Source organism: Mesobacillus sp. (assembly GCF_047739415.1).
Taxonomy (GTDB): domain Bacteria; phylum Bacillota; class Bacilli; order Bacillales; family Cytobacillaceae; genus Mesobacillus.
In genome coordinates, this window is record NZ_JBIQOE010000044.1 from 22,639 (window position 1) to 43,622 (window position 20,984).

18 protein-coding genes and 1 riboswitch are annotated in these 20,984 nt (G+C 44.3%); of the genes, 5 read left to right on the plus strand and 13 right to left on the minus strand.

Annotated elements, in window-relative coordinates:
* Positions 1-54: 54 nt before the first annotated feature.
* The 6 genes from ACH0QE_RS04185 to ACH0QE_RS04210 all read right to left on the minus strand — a co-directional run bounded on the left by ACH0QE_RS04185 (position 55) and on the right by ACH0QE_RS04210 (position 7,444).
* On the minus strand, positions 55-1,527 hold the full coding sequence (locus ACH0QE_RS04185; protein ID WP_415799438.1) for a SulP family inorganic anion transporter: 1,473 nt from the start codon (positions 1,525-1,527) through the stop codon (positions 55-57).
* A gap of 519 nt (positions 1,528-2,046) precedes the next feature.
* On the minus strand, positions 2,047-2,430 hold the full coding sequence (locus ACH0QE_RS04190) for a VOC family protein (protein WP_415799439.1): 384 nt from the start codon (positions 2,428-2,430) through the stop codon (positions 2,047-2,049).
* Between the two features lie 52 nt (positions 2,431-2,482).
* A complete protein-coding gene (locus ACH0QE_RS04195) occupies positions 2,483-3,925 on the minus strand; it encodes a heme ABC transporter ATP-binding protein (protein WP_415799440.1) in 1,443 nt (480 codons plus the stop codon).
* Positions 3,922-4,983, minus strand: a complete 1,062-nt coding sequence (locus ACH0QE_RS04200; protein ID WP_415799441.1) for a FecCD family ABC transporter permease — start codon at positions 4,981-4,983, stop codon at positions 3,922-3,924. Before ACH0QE_RS04200 ends, ACH0QE_RS04195 begins: the two co-directional genes overlap by 4 nt.
* On the minus strand, positions 4,949-5,905 hold the full coding sequence (locus ACH0QE_RS04205) for an ABC transporter substrate-binding protein (RefSeq protein ID WP_415799442.1): 957 nt from the start codon (positions 5,903-5,905) through the stop codon (positions 4,949-4,951). Before ACH0QE_RS04205 ends, ACH0QE_RS04200 begins: the two co-directional genes overlap by 35 nt.
* Before the next feature lie 323 nt (positions 5,906-6,228).
* Positions 6,229-6,409: riboswitch (cobalamin riboswitch) on the minus strand.
* A gap of 258 nt (positions 6,410-6,667) precedes the next feature.
* Positions 6,668-7,444, minus strand: coding sequence for a hypothetical protein (locus tag ACH0QE_RS04210; RefSeq protein WP_415799443.1), 777 nt, complete (start codon positions 7,442-7,444; stop codon positions 6,668-6,670).
* A gap of 297 nt (positions 7,445-7,741) precedes the next feature.
* On the opposite strand from ACH0QE_RS04210, the gene ACH0QE_RS04215 reads away from it, so the two are divergent.
* Positions 7,742-8,929, plus strand: coding sequence for an FtsW/RodA/SpoVE family cell cycle protein (locus tag ACH0QE_RS04215; RefSeq protein WP_415799444.1), 1,188 nt, complete (start codon positions 7,742-7,744; stop codon positions 8,927-8,929).
* Entirely contained in the window at positions 8,926-9,777 is an 852-nt protein-coding gene (locus ACH0QE_RS04220; protein ID WP_415799445.1) for a GNAT family N-acetyltransferase, read from the plus strand. Before ACH0QE_RS04215 ends, ACH0QE_RS04220 begins: the two co-directional genes overlap by 4 nt.
* Before the next feature lie 21 nt (positions 9,778-9,798).
* On the opposite strand, the gene ACH0QE_RS04225 is transcribed toward ACH0QE_RS04220, so the two are convergent.
* Positions 9,799-10,653: a sulfite exporter TauE/SafE family protein gene (locus ACH0QE_RS04225; RefSeq protein ID WP_415799446.1), complete on the minus strand. Its 855-nt coding sequence runs from the start codon at positions 10,651-10,653 to the stop codon at positions 9,799-9,801.
* A gap of 217 nt (positions 10,654-10,870) precedes the next feature.
* On the opposite strand from ACH0QE_RS04225, the gene ACH0QE_RS04230 reads away from it, so the two are divergent.
* Entirely contained in the window at positions 10,871-11,449 is a 579-nt protein-coding gene (locus ACH0QE_RS04230; protein ID WP_415799447.1) for a YqaA family protein, read from the plus strand.
* A 296-nt stretch (positions 11,450-11,745) separates the two neighbouring features.
* A complete protein-coding gene (locus ACH0QE_RS04235) occupies positions 11,746-13,476 on the plus strand; it encodes a mechanosensitive ion channel (protein ID WP_415799448.1) in 1,731 nt (576 codons plus the stop codon).
* A gap of 403 nt (positions 13,477-13,879) precedes the next feature.
* Here ACH0QE_RS04235 and ACH0QE_RS04240 read toward each other — a convergent pair whose 3' ends face one another.
* The 4 genes from ACH0QE_RS04240 to ACH0QE_RS04255 all read right to left on the minus strand — a co-directional run bounded on the left by ACH0QE_RS04240 (position 13,880) and on the right by ACH0QE_RS04255 (position 17,890).
* Positions 13,880-14,521: an L-fuculose-phosphate aldolase gene (locus ACH0QE_RS04240; protein ID WP_415799449.1), complete on the minus strand. Its 642-nt coding sequence runs from the start codon at positions 14,519-14,521 to the stop codon at positions 13,880-13,882.
* A gap of 46 nt (positions 14,522-14,567) precedes the next feature.
* The gene (gene mtnK, locus ACH0QE_RS04245) at positions 14,568-15,788 is read right to left on the minus strand and encodes an S-methyl-5-thioribose kinase (protein ID WP_415799450.1); all 1,221 of its coding nucleotides are present in this window, start codon (positions 15,786-15,788) and stop codon (positions 14,568-14,570) included.
* Between the two features lie 260 nt (positions 15,789-16,048).
* On the minus strand, positions 16,049-17,284 hold the full coding sequence (locus tag ACH0QE_RS04250; protein ID WP_415799451.1) for an ATP-binding protein: 1,236 nt from the start codon (positions 17,282-17,284) through the stop codon (positions 16,049-16,051).
* A gap of 405 nt (positions 17,285-17,689) precedes the next feature.
* Positions 17,690-17,890, minus strand: coding sequence for a cold-shock protein (locus ACH0QE_RS04255; RefSeq protein ID WP_023626356.1), 201 nt, complete (start codon positions 17,888-17,890; stop codon positions 17,690-17,692).
* Positions 17,891-18,161: 271 nt separating this feature from the next.
* Here ACH0QE_RS04255 and ACH0QE_RS04260 point away from each other — a divergent pair, with 271 nt between their 5' ends.
* A complete protein-coding gene (locus tag ACH0QE_RS04260; RefSeq protein WP_226607175.1) occupies positions 18,162-18,335 on the plus strand; it encodes a hypothetical protein in 174 nt (57 codons plus the stop codon).
* Between the two features lie 46 nt (positions 18,336-18,381).
* On the opposite strand, the gene ACH0QE_RS04265 is transcribed toward ACH0QE_RS04260, so the two are convergent.
* A complete protein-coding gene (locus ACH0QE_RS04265) occupies positions 18,382-20,535 on the minus strand; it encodes an MMPL family transporter (protein WP_415799452.1) in 2,154 nt (717 codons plus the stop codon).
* A gap of 18 nt (positions 20,536-20,553) precedes the next feature.
* Positions 20,554-20,940: a hypothetical protein gene (locus tag ACH0QE_RS04270; RefSeq protein ID WP_415799453.1), complete on the minus strand. Its 387-nt coding sequence runs from the start codon at positions 20,938-20,940 to the stop codon at positions 20,554-20,556.
* Between the last annotated feature and the right edge of the window lie 44 nt (positions 20,941-20,984).

Below are 20,984 nucleotides of genomic sequence, written 5' to 3' on the forward strand. Positions count from 1 at the left end.
ATAAAGAAAGCACGCTGATTCGTCAACGTGCTTTCCCAAAATATATTTTACGTTTTAATGTCCGGAAAGTTTGGCGCCTTCCTGTTTGTGAACGGCTAGTTTGTCAATCAAGTGAGAGCTTGGTTCATTCAGGCCGTGCAAACGCACAACCGACCCGTTCTCCCTCAACTTGATAACGATTTTATCAATTGCCGCAACGGCTGAGTCATCCCAAACATGGGCATGTGTCAGGTCGATTACGACTTCTTTTGCTGATTCTTTTAAATCGAAGGATTCAATCAAATCAGTAACAGACGCGAAGAATACTTGTCCTGATACAAAATACGTGCGGCGGTCAGCCGCAACATCAAATGTTGAAGTGACTTTCACCTTGGAGATTTTCGCTACGAAGAAAATCGCGCTCAAGATGATTCCGGCAAATACACCTTTCGATAAGTCATGCGTGAACACTGTTGTGACAGTTGTGACAACCATGACGATTGTATCTGTAACAGGAGTCTTTGCCATGCCTTTGATTGATGACCAATCGAACGTTCCAATCGATACCATGATCATGACGCCAACAAGGGCAGCCATTGGAATTTGGACAACAATATTACCTAAAACAATAATCAGGAACATCAGGAAAGTACCGGCAACAAGTGCAGACAATCTGCCTCGACCGCCAGATTTAACGTTTATAACGGACTGGCCAATCATTGCGCAGCCTGCCATGCCGCCGAATAGTCCGGCAACAATATTCGCAATCCCCTGGCCGCGGCTTTCCTTATTTTTATCACTAGAAGTATCTGTCATATCATCAACGATCGAAGCTGTCAGCAATGATTCAAGCAAGCCGACAATCGCCAAAGCCAATGAGTATGGGAAAATAATTTTTAACGTTTCAAGGTTAAAAGGTACATTCGGAATCAAGAATGTTGGCAACGCTGAAGTCAGATTCCCCATATCACCAACTGTTCTTACATCACTCTTTGTCATAAGTGCTAACACCGTAATGACGATAATTGCCACAAGCGGGGACGGAACAGCCTTAGTAATACGCGGGAAAAGATAAATGATTGCAAGCGCGCCCGCGACCATTGCATACATTACCCATGTTGCGTCTACAAACTGCTCTAGCTGTGCCATGAAAATCAAAATTGCAAGTGCGTTAACGAAGCCAATCATAACGGAACGCGGAATGAACTTCATGAACCTTGCCAATTTAAACACACCAAACAGAATCTGCAGGACTCCTGTCAAAATCGTAGCTGCCATTAAATATTGCAAACCATGGTCCGCAACAAGCGTCACCATCAGCAGTGCCATCGCACCGGTCGCTGCTGAAATCATGCCAGGACGGCCGCCGACAATCGCGATTGTCACAGCAATTGCGAATGAAGCGTAAAGTCCTACCATTGGGTCAACACCAGCAATAATCGAAAAGGCGATCGCTTCAGGAATCAAAGCAAGCGCAACGACGATTCCTGCAAGGATATCTCCTTTAACGTTGCCAAACCATTGTTCTTTAATTGTATTAGTATTCAAGTAAACACCCCTTAATAGTTTTTTGTGGCTTCCTACTCTCAAGCAAGCCGGGTCCGATAAAAACAGGATTTATCATAACATATTTATAAAAACTAGCAACTATCATTGTAAGCGCTGTATATCGTTCTTTTCTTCAAATATCGATTGATACCTTCGTTCCTCACAAAGGTGCGTTAAAAACCTTAAAATGTAAAACCACCATTCTGGCTCTGCTTCATGCAAGCTTTTAAAAAATAGAGTTTTGTTACCCATTCGGGCTTATGGAATCTTTCTCTAGGACCTTTTCGCGGGTTCCACACTCATTTTGGGCTTATAGAATTTTTCTATAGGACCTTTTCGCTCGTTTCAACCTCATTCGGGCTTATAGAATCTTTCTATAGGACCTTTTCGCTCGTTTCAACCTCATTCGGGCTTATAGAATTTTTAAATATTAACTTTTCCGGAGTTCAGCTCCACCCCGGAATATGGAATTCACTCACAAACAAAGTCCTGCAGCTCAATAAGCTGCAGGACTTTGTTTTACCCAATCGGGGTGCATATTTCTATGTAGTGCCCATCCGGGTCGGCTGCATAGGCAACGACCTGGCCCCATGGTTTTTCGGTTGGCTCGAGCAGGATTGGAACTCCTGCTGACCTCAGCTTTTCCACTGTGCCTGCGACATCCTCTGTTACAAATCCGAGCTCGAAGGTTTGTTCTTTCCTGACTCCATCTGGAATCGGCAGAGTTGTAATCTCGCGGCCGCTTTCCCTTGTATTCATCGACAGCACGGTATTGCCTGTTTCATATTCGATATAGGTGCCAAATTCATTCCGAAGTTTAAGGCCGAGCAGCTCACCGTAAAAATGCTTTGTTTTTTCAAAATCAGCCACATATAAAATAACATAACCCAATTTCAATTCCATCATCATCACCTCTTAATCAAGAATTCGAGACTAAATGATGTAATTCCTTCATTTAATGCTTGCACGCAGCCTTACTTGCTCTGTACTTCAATATCGCTTCCTTCGTGCAAGTATAAATCCCCTCGCTGATCAGCTTCCCGAGTGGGGTGGCAGTGCCTGCATAAGAAATCGAATCCCCCTGCTGGGTTGCGGAGATACAGATGCTGTCCGTGGAAATTCCAGCGGACGGGCCAGCAATGCCAGCCCCGCTTCCCTCAAGCTCATTCAAAACACTTATTTTCGCTTCTGCCGCCGTCATTGCGCTCTGGATAAAAGCCTCCTCGGAAATCCTGCCATTAATGAACAGCCATGTATTGATATTCCGCGGTCGGTCACGCTGGGTATTCCCGGCTGAGACAATGATGAAAATGGAAAGGCCATCAGCCTCAAACAGCCGGTATGATGCTGTCTCCACGGGAACAGCTGTCATCATTCCAACCGTCTCGCTTGGCAGGAAGCCATTTTCCTGCAAATACTCAGCCATTTCCGCCTTATGGTCGCTGCAGTCATATTCCATCGGAACAATCCGGTGTACGAACGAACTGTGCCAGCCGATCCCGGCACCGGTGATTCCGGAAGACATCGTCCTTAATTTCACCGGTGACTGGAGGACAATCCTGTCTTGCCCGACATCAAGAAACCTGGCGTCTATTTTAAAATCAGCCTCATGACCTCCATCCTCTTCGGGAACCAGCAGCAATTGCGGCTTGGCAATTTCCGGGTGCGGATGGTTTTTGATCTGAGTTTTATATACTTTTTTAATTCGCTCTTCCTTTAAAACCTCCGCAGGAGTGTCAACTATCAAAACTTCACCGTTTTCCATCAATAGCAGCCTGTCACAATATAATGAAGCCAGATTCAAGTCATGAAAAATCGAGACAACAGTCAATTCCTCTTCCGCTGCCCACTTTTTCAGCAAGTCGAGCAGTTCCTTTTGGAAGCTGAGGTCGAGGTGGTTCGTCGGCTCATCAAGCAGGAGAATCCTGGGCTGCTGAGCCAGTGCCTGCGCGAGAAATACCCGCTGCTTTTCACCGCCGGACAATTCCACGATCGATTTTTCCTGAAGGTGAGTTATCCCTGTTTGTTCCATCACTTTCTGAACAATCTGTTCATCCTTGTCTCGCCAGCTATTGAACCAGCCTTTCTGGTGTGCATAGCGCCCGAGTGAAACGGTTTCTTTTACCGTATAAGGAAATGCCTGCTCCCCGTGCTGTGGCAGGACGGCCATCATCCTTGCAAGCTGCTTTGGAGAGTATTGTGTTAACGGACGCCCATCCACGTCGATGGAACCTACGCTGAAATCCAGGGCTCCGCTGATCATTTTTAAAAGCGTTGTTTTCCCGCTGCCATTGGGTCCAAGGATTCCAAACAGCTCCCCTTTGCCAACCTCAAAGGAGATTTCCTTCAACACCTCTCCGCCTGCATATCCGCCTGTCAAATCCTTCACTGTAATCATCGGCCAGCACTTCTTTCTTTACGATTTCTCATTAAAATCAACGCAAAAACCGGAGCACCGATCAAGGCTGTGATCACGCCGATCGGCAATTCTGTTGGCGCGATGATTGTTCTCGATACAAGGTCGGCCAAAATCAGGAAGCCGCTGCCAATCAACACGGATAGCGGCACCAAATGGCGATGGTCCGGTCCCCAGACGGTCCTTGTCAGATGCGGGATGACGAGACCGACAAAGCCGATCGTTCCTGAAACCGCAACTGCTGAACCAGTTAAAAGAGAACCAGACAATAAAATCAGCAGCTTGCGGCGCTCGACATTCACACCAAGGTGCTGCGCCCGTTCCTCACCGAAGGACATTGCATTCAGCTCCCTCGTATTTGCAAGCAAAATCACCAAACCAATAATAAAGAAAGGAATAATAATTTTGATGTATTCCCAGCCGCGCATCGAGACACTGCCAAGCAGCCAGCCAATGATTTGCCGCAGCTCCTCGCCGGATAGGGCGATCATCAATGAAATGAATGATCCAAGAAATGAACTTAAAATGATTCCAGTCAATATAATCGTCTCAACCCTGAGCAGCCTGTCGATTCTCCGGGCAAAAAAGAGCACAAACAACACGGTTGCGAATGCGAATAAAATGCTCAGCACCGGCAAGGTGAATGCTCCAACTAACGGCAATGAGATTCCAAAAAACAGCGTGACGACCGCACCGATTGAGGCCCCTGATGAAATCCCAAGTGTATATGGATCTGCCAGCGGGTTACGGAGCAGTCCCTGGAACGCAGCACCGGCAATTGCCAGGGACGCACCGACGAGCCCTGCCAGCAAAACGCGGGGCAGCCTGATATCCATGACAATGCTTTCATGCATCGAATCGATTCCCTGTCCCTGAAAGCGGAAAATCTCAGCACCAATGATTTCAATAATAGCGGGTACAGGGATGGAAACCGTTCCGATTGAAATGCCCAACAGCATCGAAATGATCAAAAATGCTGCCGAAATGATATAGGCTAATCCTATATTATTTAAAAACGTCCGGATAAATGGCTTTTGCAAGCTCCTCTGCTCCTTCAGCTAGCCTTGGGCCTGAACGGGTAACAAGATCAGAGTGGACATCGAATACCTGCTGGTCCTTGACTGCTTTTACATTATTCCAGCCTGGTCGAGCAAGAACCTGTTCGATCGGCTCTTCTGTGTAGTAACCATAGGTTGTCACAATAACATCGGGATTACGCTCTACGATTGCTTCCGGGTCAACCTTCGGCCAGCCATCCATATCTCCGGCTGCATTCTTTGCGCCAATCAACTCTAGCATTTCATTGATGAAAGTATTTTTGCCGGCTGTGTAGATTTCCGGTGCAGGAGAGACCTCAACAAACACTGACTTCTGCTCTTCTGGTTTAATTGCCTCTGCTTTCTTCTTCAGTTCTGCAAAACTGTTTTTCATTGAATCTACAAGCTCATCTGCCTTTTCCTGCTCGCCAATTGCCTGGCCAATCATCTCAATTGATTGATACACTTCTTCAAATGACTGCGCATCGTTCACAACAACAACAGCAATTCCTGCATCCTTCAATTGCTGTAGACCTTCTTTTACAGTGTCCGCAGTTGATCCAGGAGCAAGAACAAGGTCTGGCTTCAGTGAAATCATTTTCTCAATATTGAATTCCATCCCGCCGATTTTTTCCTTCGACATTACTTCCTCTGGATAATTGTCGAAATCGGTAACACCGACAATCGCATCACCGCTGTCGAGCGCGTAAACAATTTCCGTGTTGCTCGGAATCAGGGAAATGATCTTTTCTGGCTTTTCTTCAATGACAACTTCTTCATCAAGCGCATCTTTTACAGTGACCGGGAAACCCGACGTTTGCTCCTGAGCGGTTTTTTCGCTTTCATTCTTTTCAGGCTGTGCTTCAGTACCACAGCCAACCAGGATCATGGCAGCTGCCATCATCAACAATAATAATTTTTTCATTTGCTTCTCCTCCAATTTTTCAATCAGCTTCGTCAAATCAGGCTGTTGATTTTCGTTCCAGGCGCTTCGCTTTCCGCGGGCTGAGGCTGAGCCTCCTCGTCGCAAGCTCCTGCGGGGTCTCATCTTCTCAGCTTTTCCCGCAGGAGTCTACGCGCCTTCCACTACAATCAACAGGATGTTAAAAACCAGCATTGGTCTTCAACAAAGCTATTGATAAAAATAAAAAAACATCTCCACCTGAAGGGGAGATGTCCGAGTAAGCAAATGTTTTTATCATCATAAAAGACATAGAGCCTGTCGGCACCTCCCTATCCTCGTAGGTTTGTTGGTGCAATGATCAGGCAGGTCTCCTGGCTCATGGTCAATGCTCGCTGCGCCTTCCCATACATTTGTACAGTGGCCGTTGCAGCTTGCTCCCATTTACAGTGGCGGGACCGCGTTGGATTTTCACCAACTTCCCTATTAAGTCTTGTTTAAAAAGACACCCGTTCATTTCGATATGTAATTTTCCGCTAAATCCAATTATACACGACTTACCAAAAATTGCTCCAAAAATTTTGCTTTTTCGACTTTATTGGGGGGTCTTTTCTCAAACTTTGTTGCTATTGACTACAAAATAGGATTGTATTACCTAAGTTTCTTTGCAAAATTAACGCTTATTATGAGAAAAGAGCTTGCAAACTTAGTACCGACTTACAAAATGACTTTTATCACGTTAAAATCGGCTTTAGGATTTTAACAACAATCTTTACGAATACAGCTTTATTGAGCAAGCAGACTCCATTCTTTCACTTTTTTATCAAAGATAAGCCTGCCATCCGGATTGCTGCGGTTTGCTTCTTTATATTCATCATGCATGTCATCCATGTTGGCAAAATCTCCGATGATCCAAATCGGTATTTCAATTCTGCTGCGGTTTTGCTGAATGTTTTTCAGCGAAAAAACCGCCCCTTCCTTCATCGCAGGTGTCAATGATTTCAGGATCTCCTTGCTGACGGCTGGATAAGATTTCTTTTTTCTGATCCCGAGCAGTGTTTTTTCTGGTTTTATTTCCCCGAGCTTGCCAGAAAGGACCGTTCCAAGCATCCGGAAAAAATCATTGAAGTTGCGGTAATATATTTTGTTGAACCAGCCATCCTCATGGGAAAGGTACACAAAGCGATTGTTGAGCTGGTTGTAAAAAGGCAGCTTCAAATGGTGCTTGATATGCCCGAGATAGAGAAGCTCGGCAATCTCCTGTGCTGACAGCACATTCAGTGCTTCCACTTCCTCAAAATCGATCCAGCAAAAATCCCCGTATGCATGGACATTGGCGGCTACCAGCTTTTCGACGCTGTCTTCAGGTACATATTCAAATAGGGTATGTCTATTGAACTCACCATCCTCATAGCGATGCTTTAACAGCAGCAGATGGTTAAGCGAATCAGACAATGACCTTGCGAATTCATGGAATTCCATACCATGCGAGAGCACGTACTGGTCCCGCTCGTTCAAATGGACATATAGTAAATCCCTGCTATAAGGATGGTTCTTTTTCAAAGGCAAAACCTCCCGAAAATTCTCAGCTGCATGATTGCCAGCGACACTTTGACTCCGTACAAATAACGCTCTTTCCATTCTAACAAAAACACATGAAAATATCTTATTCTGACTCTTCAAAAACATAATTATTATCGTACTTTCCCGCTAAATGAATCCCTATTACAAAAGAAACTATTCGTCCTATTCATTCGTCTATTATCTATACAGGAAAATGTTAACTCAACAGGGATTGTAAGGATATTTCATCTCTGCTAGCATAGTATTGTAAAAACAGATTCGGACAGGGTGTAGCAAATGGAGAAGCCTCTTAAAAAATTTGATCGGTTTGATTGGACATTGACGCTCCTTTTATTGTTGTTCTTTCTGACAAGCTGCTTCGCGATATACAGCGCACAGAAAACAGGGCAATATGTTGGACAGAACTTTTTATACAAACAAATCTTTTGGTACGTTGTTGGGTCGGGGATCATTGGCGTCGTGATGATGTTCGACAGCGATCAGTACCGCAAGCTCAGCTGGTATTTGTACGGATTCGGAGTCTTCCTGCTCATCTTCCTGTTTTTCGCTCCTGCCAGTATAGCCGAGGAAAGGAATGGCGCAAAAAGCTGGTTCTTCATTGAGCCATTCGGTTCCATCCAGCCTTCTGAATTCATGAAGGTCTTTCTGATTCTTGCCCTTAGCAGCACGATCTATGCCCACCATACAAAACATACGATAAAGACACTTCAAACTGACTTCCTGCTTTTCATCAAGCTTGGCTTCATCACCGCCTTGCCACTTGGGATGATCATGCTGCAGCCTGACCTGGGCACATCTCTCGTCGTGATTGCGATTTTCACCGGGATCATCCTTGTTTCAGGCATCACCTGGAAAATCATCCTTCCGCTCTATGGGGGAGGCGCGGCATTTGGTACTGGCATCCTTTATCTCGTCATCTGGAAGCCTGAGTTCCTTAAGAAATACCTTGGTGTAAAAACATATCAGTTCGGGCGTATATATGCATGGCTTGACCCGGAGAGCTACCCGGAATATGGGTATCATCTACTAAAATCCCTCAGTGCAATTGGGTCCGGCATGCTAACAGGAAAAGGCATCAATGGCAGCGAAGTCTATATTCCCGAAAGCCACACAGATTTCATTTTCAGCGTCATTGGCGAGGAATTTGGCTTTGTGGGCGGCAGCTTTGTCATCAGCCTTTACTTCCTGTTAATCTACCATCTAACAAAAACGGCACTGGATACGAATGATCCTTTCAATACCTACATCAGTGCGGGAGTCATCAGCATGATCACCTTCCATGTTTTCCAGAATATCGGGATGACGATCCAGCTGCTGCCGATTACCGGCATCCCGCTGCCATTCATCAGTTACGGCGGCAGCTCGCTTATGGGCAATATGCTGGCGATGGGGTTGATTTACGGAATCCGGTTTCATCATAAAACGTATATGTTTGCCTCGAAAGACAGGAGTTTTGATATATGAAGCTAGTAAGCGATTATCGTGAGAATGAGGTTTTGAGGATAAGTTTTATCCAGCTTGCTGCTGACATTTTCGGACTTGATTTTACCAGCTGGCATGAACACGGATATTGGGGCGAACGATACATCCCGTTCTCCTATGCAGATGGCGACATAATCGTTGCTAACGTATCGGTCAACGAGCTCGATTTTATTATTGAAGGAAAAAGTTATAAAGCTTTGCAGATTGGCACCGTCATGACACATCCGGAATATCGGAACAAGGGCCTGTCAGCAAGCCTGATGAACCATGTATTGGATGTCTACAAGGGAAAATATGATTTTATGTACTTATTCGCCAATGACAGTGTTCTCAACTTTTATCCGAAATTCGGTTTTGAAAAAGTTGAGGAGTATCAGTATACTACAATGATATCTGATGGCCAGTGTGGATTTGGTTTGAAGAAACTGGAGTTAGCTCACGATCTAGAACTTATTGAAAAAACGGTTTACGGAAGGGCACCGGTTTCACATACCTTTTCGACTGTCCATTCCGCCGGGATCACGATGTATCATATCCTGAATGTTTTTCCTGAGCATCTCTACTATCATATAGAAAAAGACGCTATTGTTATTTTCACGAAGGAAAACAGAACGGTCCAACTGTATGATGTCATAAGCAACGCGCCTGTAAACATAGAAGATATTTACTTTGCAGACACAGATAAAATTCAATTCCACTTCACACCCGATTACAGTGACCTCCAATATCAGCGCGTTCCTTTTAAAAGAGATGGAGCATTTTTTATGAAAAAGAGACCCGGACTGGAGTATCCTCGGTTTATTAAGCATCCATTCACCTCGGAGGCATAAAGAGAAAAAAGGCTGAGCTGCTCAGCCTTTTTTCATTACCCTGGTTTTAAGTATTGATTTTACAAAAAAATACACTATGAATATACCCATGATCCAAAGGCCCATTTTATTCAGGTCAAACAACTTCAGAACTGCTCCTGCCAGCGTCGCTAGATAAAGCAGGCCGAGCATTGCATTCATCTCCCTGTTTTCAAAATAGCCGGTCATTCTGGCACCGAATTGGGAGCCGACCAGCGTACCCGCAACCAGCATCAGACCAATGAAGTAATCGATATCGGTGTTGACTGCATAGGAGACGAACCCTACGGAAACGATCAACAATACTGCAAATAAACTTGTTCCGACTGCCTTTTTCGGATTGAAACCCAGCGATGTAATGATCAGCGGAACAATGATAAAACCGCCGCCCACCCCAAGTGTTGCCGAGACAAAGCCTCCGACAAAGCCAACGGCCAATAGCTTTGGCATTGAAAAAGAAGCTGGGGGAGGGTTCTTGTCTTCTGGCTTCTTGCCCTGGCGAATCATTTTTATCGCAAAATATAACAGCAGTATAATATAGAGGAATGGAATGACGACTTCATCCCACCCTCGCGCTTCAAGAGCATACACAAGCGGCCTTGCCAGCTGCGTCGCGACAATCCCGCTTCCTCCCATGATCAATCCCTCTTTCCAAAGGATATTCTTCAGGCGGATATGCGCTGTAATTCCCGAAATGGATGTACCCACTGTGAAAAACAAACTTGTCGTGATTGCCTCAAGCGGCGAAAAGCCTATCAACAGTAAAATGGGCGTCAGGATAAAGCCGCCGCCCACGCCGAAAAATCCAGAGAGGACACTGATTAAGCCGCCCAGTAGCAAATAGATTATGTATTCCATAGACAACTCCCTCTTTTAATCGAGTTCCTTTATAGAGTACCACTTTTAGCATATAAAAAAAGAATCGCTTTACCTGCGGCTGCTTTTAACCCGCCCGTGGTATGCGATCATCTCGCATTGCTGAAATAGTTGGCTCTAGCAGAATTAAACATGGTATACTTTTTACTAGGCTCATTTTGCGGCCTTCCCTATAACATCTTAAAGGAGATACTATTTCATGTCTGAATGGATAAATGCGTTTGAAGAATGGCTGCTTGAATTTGGTTCCTGGGGACTATTCTTCGTGTCTTTCCTGGAATCTTCCTTTTTCCCGATCCCGCCTGATGTCTTGATGATCCCAATGGGAATCGCGAACCCTGACAGGGCATTGTGGTACGCATTCATCACAACAGCCGGATCCGTTCTCGGAGCACTACTGGGCTGGTACATCGGTAAAAAAGTTGGCCGTCCAATTCTGCGTTATTTTATAAAAGAAGAAAAAATTGCCCTAGTAGAAGGGTACTTCGAAAAGTACGGTGCGATGGCGATTCTTATAGCTGGATTCACTCCAATCCCATACAAAGTGTTCACGATTTTTTCCGGAATCTCCAATGTGAAGATTCCAACCCTTATCATCTGGTCCATCATTGGACGAGGCCTGCGCTTCTTCCTTGAAGCAGCAATCATCGTCGCACTGGGCGACAAGGCCATGCCATTCATCGAAGAAAACTTCGCGATGCTGACAATCGCCCTTGGTGTTGTGGTCATTGCTGGATATTTGATTTACGCATATTTAAAGAGATCGAAAAAAGCATAATCATGAAAAACCGGGCAGATGCCCGGTTTTTTATTGTTTATAGACCTTCTAAAAATCAATTTCTCTCCCATATAGTTGAAAACCTGGACCCTCGCTACTCTCTATTTCTAATCTCATCATTCCCTTAAGACAATGTTCTCTGCTTTGTTTACCTAGACAATATTTGGGTAGATTAAAATATGCTTGCTAGCTAACTAAGGACTTTTTTCACAGGTGAAGCTGCGCTAGTTCTTGTACTTATCCATAAGCGTCCCCAGGATCAGCCTGAAGTCCAATTAAAATAAGGAGTGAGAAGTTTGAACAATAATTTTTACAATGGCTGGGACAGCATTCTTGGCAAGCTGCCAAATGTGCTGATCGCGCTTGCAGTCCTGCTCGTTGGATGGCTTGTCGCAAAATTAATAGAAAAAGCAGTTTACAAGGGGCTTCAAAAAACAAGTCTTGATAACAAGCTATTTTCGAATGTGAACAATAACAAGTACTCAGCTGAAAAAATCATCAGCAAAATTGTCTATATTTTAATTCTAGTATTTGTCTTCATCATGTTCCTGAATATCTTAGATTTATATGTTTTGACGGAGCCGCTCGTCGGAATGTTCTCTACGATTGCCGCAGCGATTCCTAACATCCTGAAAGCAGGATTGATTCTATTATTTGCCTGGCTGATTGCCTCAGCCTTAAAATTCCTGATCCAGAAAGGCGGCAAGACGCTCGGTGTCCATGAAAAATTAAGCAAGTACAAGCTTACAGACGACAACCAGCAGACTACGAATGCCGTCGATAAAGTCGCGAACATCGTTTTTTATCTTGTATTGCTTATGGCATTGCCGGCCGTATTGTCCGCACTGAACCTGCACGGCGTTTCAGAGCCTTTTGAAAACATGGTCGAAGGAATCCTTTCCTTCATTCCTAAACTATTTGCAGCAGCACTGATTCTTTTAGTCGGTTACTTTGTTGCTAAAATCGTCCGTGATATCCTGACGAACTTTTTACAAAGCATTGGCACTGAAAAATTAGTCCAGCGTTTCGGCCTTTCCCGCTTATTTGAAGGCACAAGCCTTTCACGAGTGATCGGCACGATTGCTTTCGTATTGATTTTGATTCCGACAGTCATCGCTGCTCTTGAGCGCCTTGATGTCGAAGGAATTTCCGAACCAGCCATCGCCATGCTGAACGACATCCTGACGATGATTCCAAATATCGTTGTCGCTATCATCCTTGTCATGATCGGCCTATGGCTTGGAAAATGGCTGAAGAAATTCACAACTGATTTATTAAGAAGGATTGGTTTCGACTCTTATTTTAAAGGAATGGGTGTAGCTGGCACGGCCAAGCGTCCTAACTCATTAAGCGTATCGGAAATTGTCGGCTATATCGTCCAGGTCATTGTCTTCCTGCTATTTGTAGCTGAAGCATTGAATGTCGTAAATCTTGATTTCTTCGTCGACCTAGCACGAGGCGTAATAGCTTATCTGCCTCATGTGATCGCGGCAATCGTCATCCTTGGTGTCGGCCTATGGCTTGGCGGTCTTGCGAAGAAAGTGCTCAGCAGCATCCTGCAGGGTGATTCTTCAAACGTGCTGGCAACTGTCGCAAAATATGCGATCATCACAATTGCCGTCTTCATGGCCCTAGACCAGCTTGGAGTTGCTCCAGCAATCGTGAACGCAGCGTTCATCCTGACACTTGGAGGACTGGCACTCGCATTCGGATTGGCATTCGGTCTAGGCGGCAAGAATTTCGCTTCCAAATACCTGGCTAAATTCGATGAAAAAATCGAAAAAACCAGCATTGATAAAGCCGCGGTTGAGCAGCAGAAAATGAAAAAGAACAGCCCTGGTAACCCGAACCCGGCAACACCGCCAAACTTGAATAACCTGAACCAGAACACAAATCCTGGAACTGGGCCTAATTTGAACAACCCGAACCAGAATCCTGGTACTCAGCCAAACCTGAACAATCCGAACCAGAACGGAAACAATAACCCTATGGATCCTCATAACGATAACAATCCCATGAATCCTTAAGAAACAAAACACAGCTGCCAATCACGGCAGCTGTGTTTTTATGTATTAACTAAAATTATCAATAAAAAAAACGACGAGAAACACGATGAAGGCATAAAAACTAAGATGCAGAATCACAGTAGTGAAAAAATCCTTCAGTTTATCAAATGAAAAAGGTTCACTCTTCCTTGCCCTCGCTCTCATAGCCAGCCCGCCCCCCTTTAGTAAAACTATCCAATCAGTCCATTTTTTTCTTTTAATAATCATAGCATAATCTAGTGAATTTGTGATTCACTTTTCTGAAATATAGCTGACAGTTAATTTTTCAAGATAAAAAGCATCAAAAACTTATCAAGCCGATTGAAGACCAGAGAATAATGATTCAGATTCCCAGACAAAAAAGAAAAACCCTCAAAATAAAGGGTCATCTCTGTCCGTAACTTTCGAATTTCTTCGCCAGACGTACCATTTCTTCATTAGAAAGCTCGGTTGGTTCACCGATCGCTTTCGCCTGGTAATAAATCTGAGCGCTGAACTCTATTTCCTCAGCGACCGTAAATGCTGTTTCGATGTTATGGGCACCGGCAATCATACCGTGGTTCGCCAGCAGCACGGCTCTTCTATCCACCATACCTTCAAATGCCTTTTCTGCAAGCTCCTTCGTTCCAAATGTTGCATAGGGAGCACACCTAACATTCGGACCGGCAAACGCCACCAAATAAGTGATCGGCGGAATGTCCCAGCCAAGTGTCGCGATCGTTTTTGCATAGGGCGAGTGGGTGTGGACAAGCGCGTTTAGATCATCGCGGCGCTGGTAAAATATCAAATGCATGTCAAGCTCACTCGAAGGCTTTTTGCTGCCATCGACGATTTCGCCATCCAAATTAATGATCACAACATCCTCAGGCTTCGTTTCGAAATAGTCAATCCCGCTCGGACTGATGGCAACCAGCTGCTTCTCTCGATTGAAAATGCTGATATTTCCACCCGTCCCTTTAGTCAGGCCGCTTGTCATAATTTTCTTGCCGTATTCTACGACTTTCATCCGTTCTTCCAGAAGCAACATCTGATGCGCCTCTCTTTCTCTAAAAATCTAGATAGGGAACGTCCTATTATCGCATATTATGGCTTGAAGCTGAATCCTTTAATACTTTTAAAAATTGTTCGCCCGTTTTGTAGCTGTCTGATTCCAAGATGAACTGCTTCGCTGCAGACAGACAAATCCTCTCTGCCATAACGCGTTGCTCCTCATCCGCAATTGTCGTCAAATCCTTGACCTTCGCCAGGCCGGCAATACGGCGAATCATTTCCATGCCAGTTACCGATGCAGTATCCTGAAGAACAGAATCCAGATACCAGCGGTCGAAGTCCTGCTCCTTCGCCATGATATCTGTGACATTTTCCTTCCAGCTGGCCAGGAATTTTTCCGCAAAAAGATTTACAGTATCTTTGATCGTTTCCTCTAGCCAGGAGACATATTTCTCATCCGCATGTGTTACATGTGCGCGTGACCATGCGAACATCAGATTGGCAATTACGTTGCCAACGTCATAGCCCATCGGTCCGTAAAACGCGAATTCAGGGTCGATCACTTTCGTAGAATCTTCTTTTACAAAAACAGAACCTGAATGCAAATCTCCATGCACAAGCGCCTGTGCATTGGTCATGAAAGCAAACTTCAGCTTCGCAGCTTCAAAACGCAATTTTGCATCACCGTATATATTCTCTTCTATCCATTCCTTGTTAGCCGGGAACAGGTCATTTCGGTTGTTATGGTCAGTGAAAGGTTCAGAGTATACAAGATCCTCGGAAATTTCGCACAATTCAGGATTGATATAATCCTGGACAAGCGCTTTCTTCGCTTTATGTTCCATCACCACATCAGAAGTAAGCAGAAGCGTATTGACCATAAAAGTCGTCAGGTCATCCGCAAGCCTCGGAAAAATACGACCTTCATTAAGCGCTGTACGCAGGATGGTGTGATCTGAAAGATCCTCCATCACACAGCAATTCATCACACCATCAAAAAGGTATACATCCGGGACCAGACCTGGAGCCAGCTCCCCCTCAAGCTTAAGAACATTGGATTCAATCTTGATCCGGTTTGTAGAAAGCTTGAATTCATCGGAAATCCTTGCAGTATCACCAGCCTGTTTTACAATCAGTGATTTACCCGATTGCTCATCAATCACCCGAAATACGTAATTCAAATTGCCATCCCCAATTTCGGTACAGCTTAATTCAGCATCTTTATCAAAAATATCGGTCTTTACTTTCACATATGAAGTGACCTCATCAGCATTCATCAAAAAATAAGTATTAAAATCAGCCATGGTGTACTTCCCCTTTCCCATAAATACATTTATAAAAATCTTTTAAAAATTATTATAGCTTAAGACTGTATTTCGACGCACTAAAAATTACTTTCAAACCAAAAAAGCGGAGGTGACAGGCTACGAGTCTCCTATCGGACACTTTTTCACGCTTACGCCTGACGTTTGGCCGATAGAGCCCTTCTATCGGACACTTTCCTACTCTTCCGCCTGACGTTTGGCCGATAGAGCTATTCGATGACTATTGGACATGTATTCTATTACTCACATGGCAGCAGAATCGTGAATGTGGTGCCTTTTCCTTGTTCACTTTCGACATTGATTCTTCCTCTCATCCTTTGGATAATATCATAGGAAATCATCATTCCGAGGCCTGTTCCTTTTTCCTTCGTGGAGTAATAAGGGTGACCGAGTCTGTCGAGCTGCTCTTTATTCATGCCGACTCCTTCATCCCGGAACTGGATTCTTACATTATCCTTGTCGACCTTTGCAATGATGTAGATGCTTCCGCCAGAAGGCATTGCTTCAATGCCATTTTTCAGGATATTGATAAAAACCTGTCTGATTTCATGGGCATCACCTTTGATGCAAAGGTTCTTATCGATCGCCTCCACTAATTCCGTATTGGCAAGATGCGAATAGGATCTCATGAAGTCAATCGTTTCTTTTAAAAGTTCGCTCATGTCAATTTTCGCCATACTGCCTGTATTTGGTTTTGCCAGAGAGAGGAAATTATCAATGATTGTCTGGGTACGGTCCAGCTCCTGAAGGGATATCGTGATGAAGAGATTCTGGTTATCATTTAAATTCCTTTCACCCTGGAGAACCTGCATGAAGCCTCTGATCGTGGTCATCGGGTTGCGGATTTCATGGGCAACCGAGGCTGCGAGCTGGCTAATTGCTGAAAATTTCTCAGCTTTGTGAAGCTCATGCATCAATTTAAGCTGCAAGTTGGTCATTTCAATGATATAAATGGTTACCGATAGCGCAATGAAAGAGACGAGTGAAAATACAAGCAAATACAGATAATCCTCCGCTTTGCCGGCGTTGATCATTGCCGCAAGTCTTGTCGTTGTGATCAGGCCGTACACAAAAAGGCCGAGAGCGATTTTTCTGTTAACAGTTGTATTCTTATATAATTTTTCAATCGAAAAAAATAGAATTAATATGACCATATAATTGACGGCCGTGACCGGGAGCTTGTCAACTTCAACTAGTCCCTGCAACAACAGCAGGACAGCGACAAGCAAAAAGCTATCAGTTCTGCTTAGATAGAAAAAGGCAATGAAGACTGGAATGAGCTTAAAGTCAAATTCCATGCCGCCATGGAATCTTACAGGCAATACCATTGTCATCAATAGCGCCGCTAAAATGGCCATTTTAAAGACTTGTTTCTTATATACCGAACGCTTCTGCATCCATAAAAAGTTATACATGAAGCCGAGCGATAATATAATTGAAAAATGCAGGATCAAATCTTTTATAAATTCTACCATTGTATCCCCCAGGGTTCTCCAGATTATGAATATATGCCTACATAATTATTATCTACTCACCTTCTGGATACTTCAATGGAAAATTCAGATATTTTGATAAAATTGCATAATTCTGTCTGTTACAAAGAGTTGCTGTCGTATTTTTGGAAGTGTAACTTTCTGGTCTCAGGTATTTAGGAGGGAACTAAATGGGGGTGAAAATGTTGTGCATCCAGCCAACAAAGTTTATAATCCGAAAAACTTTTTTACAGTGTCTGTAAAACTTATGCTATAATAAGAACAACCATTGCTTTACCGCATTATACCCCACTCAATTGGAGTGGGGTTTTTTTAATTTCAAAAAATATAGGTATAAAAAAACAAGCTCTGATGACTCAGAGCTTGTTTGTATGGGCTAAACCGTTATTATAGTTTTGTAACGTTAGCTGCTTGTGGTCCACGAGCGCCTTGCTCAACGTCGAAAGAAACTTCTTGGCCTTCTTCAAGAGTCTTGAAGCCTTCGCCTTGGATAGCTGAGAAGTGTACGAATACGTCTTCTCCACCTTCACGTTCGATGAATCCGAAACCTTTTTCTGCGTTAAACCATTTTACTTTACCGTTTTCCATTTTTGTTGCCTCCTAGTGTGATATCCACACAATTTGTTACTATTCTTGTCTCAGTGATATCCAGGCGAATCAAGCAGTGCATGTTCTTTCCTTGCATACCGAACAAAAATAATTCTTCCTAAGAATAACAGAATTGAAAGGTTAGTGCAAGTATTAAGGGATTTCCCAAAAACAGGATTTTATAAATAATCCTCCAAAAGCCCATAATGGATTAATAAAAGTGAATCAGAAAATGTGATATAATTAAGAGAACATGAAAGGGCGTGGCTAATTGAAAAGCGCAAGCAACCTTTATAAAACAGGTCAATCGGTCAATATCAAAGAAACCGGCGAAACAGTGACAATCATGAAATCCCAATACGTGAAAAACATGAAAAGATATTCATACACTGTGAAAGAATACCCAAGCACATTTTATTTCGAGGAAGAACTAGAAAGAAATTAATGTTTCATCAGAAAAGCGTGCCACAGTGAGCACGCTTTTTTGGTGTTTATTTTACTTTTTGAGGCCAAAGGCTGTATTTGCCCAGCTTGACCATAATCGCTGGTACTAGAATTGTTCGAATCAGGAATGTATCAATCAAGACACCGATCGCGACGGTGAAACCGAACATGAACAGCTCCATGATCGGCTGGGTGATCAGGACGGCGAATGTTGCGGCAAGAATGACCCCCGCGGATGAAATGACTCCACCTGTATGGGATAAACCCAGACTGATCGCTTCTTTGATCGGTTGGTTCCTTGCTTCCTCTTTTATCCTCGAAATGAGCATGATGTTATAATCCACTCCAAGTGCCACCAGGAAGATGAACGTATATAACGGAATCCGGTAACTGATTTCAGAATAGCCGAAGAACTGGTCGAATATGAAGAAGCCGGCTCCCAGCGCTGTAAAATAGGACAGAATAATCGTTGCCATCATATAGATTGGGGCAACCAGGGATTTTGTCTGCATACCAAGCAAGACCATGATTACGACAGTCGTTAACAGGACGACCACCCATGTATCACGATCATTGACATCGCGGATTTCTGCCTGTTTCGCGGTTTCGCCAGCATAGTAGAAGTTTGCTCCTTCAAGGCCAGCCACTTTCTTCAACTCTTCTCCTTGATTTTGGAGTTCATTCAACTGATTGAAGGTCTTCTGGTCATAAGGATTACCGGCAAAAACAATCTCCAGCTTTGCTGCATTTCTATCATCGGAAAAATAAGAATCAGCCTGCATGGCGAAATCATGATTCACTTGTTCAACTCCATCAATCTCGAGCAACTCTCCCCTTAAAGCTTGCAGCTCTTCTTTTCCTAGTTCACCTTCACTTTCAACAATCAATGTTGTCGGTGCCAGTTCCCCCGGCGAGAAGTTTTGCTCCAGGATTTCATACCCTTGCCTTGACTGGATATCATCAGGAAAAGATTTGATGAGGTTGAATGAATAAGTGATATTGAGAGTGTTCAAGGCGATGGCCACCAGCGGGATGATCACGAAGACACCGCTCTTTACTGGATTTTTCACTACCATATTTCCGAGCCTGGACCAGATGGCCGCTTTAGCAGGTGCCTGGTCGTCCACTTTAGGAAGTGACGGCCAGAACGCTTTCCTGCCAAACAGCACATATAAAGCCGGCAGCAACGTCAATCCGCCAAGGAGAATCAGCACTAATGCAATCGAGAAAACCGGCGCGAAATTGCGATATGGCTCATAAATGGCGGCGAACAACACAAGCATGGCCGCGAGTACGGTCCCGCCGCTGAAAAGAATCGGTTCGGTGACTTCCTCCATCGCTCGCTTCATCGCGATATATTTGTTTTCTACCTTTTTCAGTTCTTCTTTGAAACGCGCCACAATGAAAAGCGAATAATCGGTCAGTGCCGCAAACAACAGGATCGACATGATCGAGGTCGACTGTGTCTCAATTTCCATCCCCGCCGATCCGAATAGCCCAATACTTTTATTGACCACTTCATAGACAAGTCCTGCTCCCAATAATGGGACCAACGCCAACAGCGGTGAACGGTAAATCAGGATTAACAGGATAAAAATCAATCCGACTGTGCCCAGCAAAAGCACGATATCCGCCCGGGCGAATATGCCGATCATATCGGCGACAATCCCCGCAGGACCGGTAATGGCCAGCTTGACCTCCTCCTGGCCTTTCAACTCTTTTTTGGCAAGCTGCCCAATCTTTTTAATATTGTCATTGATTGTGCTGCGTTCGAGATTTTCTTTCAATGATACTGGCAAAATGAGTGTCGTATTGTTTTCTGATAAAAACGATGCTTTTGCCTGCGGTGGCATCTGATGGAACGGCACCACCGCCTTTACACCCTTAAGCTCTGCCTCTGTCAGCTTTTTGCTCACCTGGTCAATGATCGCAAAATCAGCCTCGGTGAACTCTCCCTTTTTATTAAAAACGAGCAGTGCGGGAGTTCCTTTGTCTTCAGGAAAATACTCTTGGATTTTTTCATCCGCTTTTAACGAAACGGAATCCTCAGGAAGACCCGACTCATTTACGCTTGTTGCATAATCACTCGCGCTTGGTGCAAGCCAGCCAAGCAACATTGCAGCAACTATCCAGATGGCCACGATTCCTTTCGAGCCCTTTTGGCTGCCCGAAAAAGCCGTTAAATTCCTAGCCCACTTCATTCTTCCCTCTCCCCCTCTTTAACGTCTTTCGATAAAAAATGTCGACACCAGGAAGAGGATAAAGCTGACAAGCAATGTCACCCCTCCGCCAATATATAGGACGAGTGAAAAAGCCTCTGGTAAATCAAACGGCTTCAGGTTATGGACCCACATACCAGCTGTCAATCCTGTCGTGCCAATGATCGCTGTCCATGTATGCCACGACGCCAATTTTTTCGACGTGATGGTGAATACCTCATAATAAACTGCCCAGGCAAACAACGTCAGCCACCCGACAACCAGGATATGGGCATGGATTGGCCGGAACGCATATGAACCCGCACCCGCCATATGAGCGCCAAGCACCGCGCCGATTACTGAAAACACTGCTGAAAATCGCAGCAGCGCCAAATTTCTCCCCTTCATAAAAACTCCTCCTCCATAAAAAAACCTTCTGTAATTACTTACGA

Bases quoted from the DNA above. Each gene is read 5' to 3' on its own strand.
- ACH0QE_RS04190 (WP_415799439.1), bottom strand. From the start codon at position 2,430: ATGGAATTGAAATTGGGTTATGTTATTTTATATGTGGCTGATTTTGAA.
- ACH0QE_RS04250 (WP_415799451.1), bottom strand. From the start codon at position 17,284: ATGGTAGAATTTATAAAAGATTTGATCCTGCATTTTTCAATTATATTA.
- ACH0QE_RS04255 (WP_023626356.1), bottom strand. From the start codon at position 17,890: ATGGAAAACGGTAAAGTAAAATGGTTTAACGCAGAAAAAGGTTTCGGA.
- ACH0QE_RS04240 (WP_415799449.1), bottom strand. From the start codon at position 14,521: ATGTTGCTTCTGGAAGAACGGATGAAAGTCGTAGAATACGGCAAGAAA.
- ACH0QE_RS04220 (WP_415799445.1), top strand. From the start codon at position 8,926: ATGAAGCTAGTAAGCGATTATCGTGAGAATGAGGTTTTGAGGATAAGT.
- ACH0QE_RS04230 (WP_415799447.1), top strand. From the start codon at position 10,871: ATGTCTGAATGGATAAATGCGTTTGAAGAATGGCTGCTTGAATTTGGT.
- ACH0QE_RS04215 (WP_415799444.1), top strand. From the start codon at position 7,742: ATGGAGAAGCCTCTTAAAAAATTTGATCGGTTTGATTGGACATTGACG.
- mtnK (WP_415799450.1), bottom strand. From the start codon at position 15,788: ATGGCTGATTTTAATACTTATTTTTTGATGAATGCTGATGAGGTCACT.
- ACH0QE_RS04205 (WP_415799442.1), bottom strand. From the start codon at position 5,905: ATGAAAAAATTATTATTGTTGATGATGGCAGCTGCCATGATCCTGGTT.
- ACH0QE_RS04265 (WP_415799452.1), bottom strand. From the start codon at position 20,535: ATGAAGTGGGCTAGGAATTTAACGGCTTTTTCGGGCAGCCAAAAGGGC.
- ACH0QE_RS04270 (WP_415799453.1), bottom strand. From the start codon at position 20,940: ATGAAGGGGAGAAATTTGGCGCTGCTGCGATTTTCAGCAGTGTTTTCA.
- ACH0QE_RS04195 (WP_415799440.1), bottom strand. From the start codon at position 3,925: ATGATTACAGTGAAGGATTTGACAGGCGGATATGCAGGCGGAGAGGTG.
- ACH0QE_RS04225 (WP_415799446.1), bottom strand. From the start codon at position 10,653: ATGGAATACATAATCTATTTGCTACTGGGCGGCTTAATCAGTGTCCTC.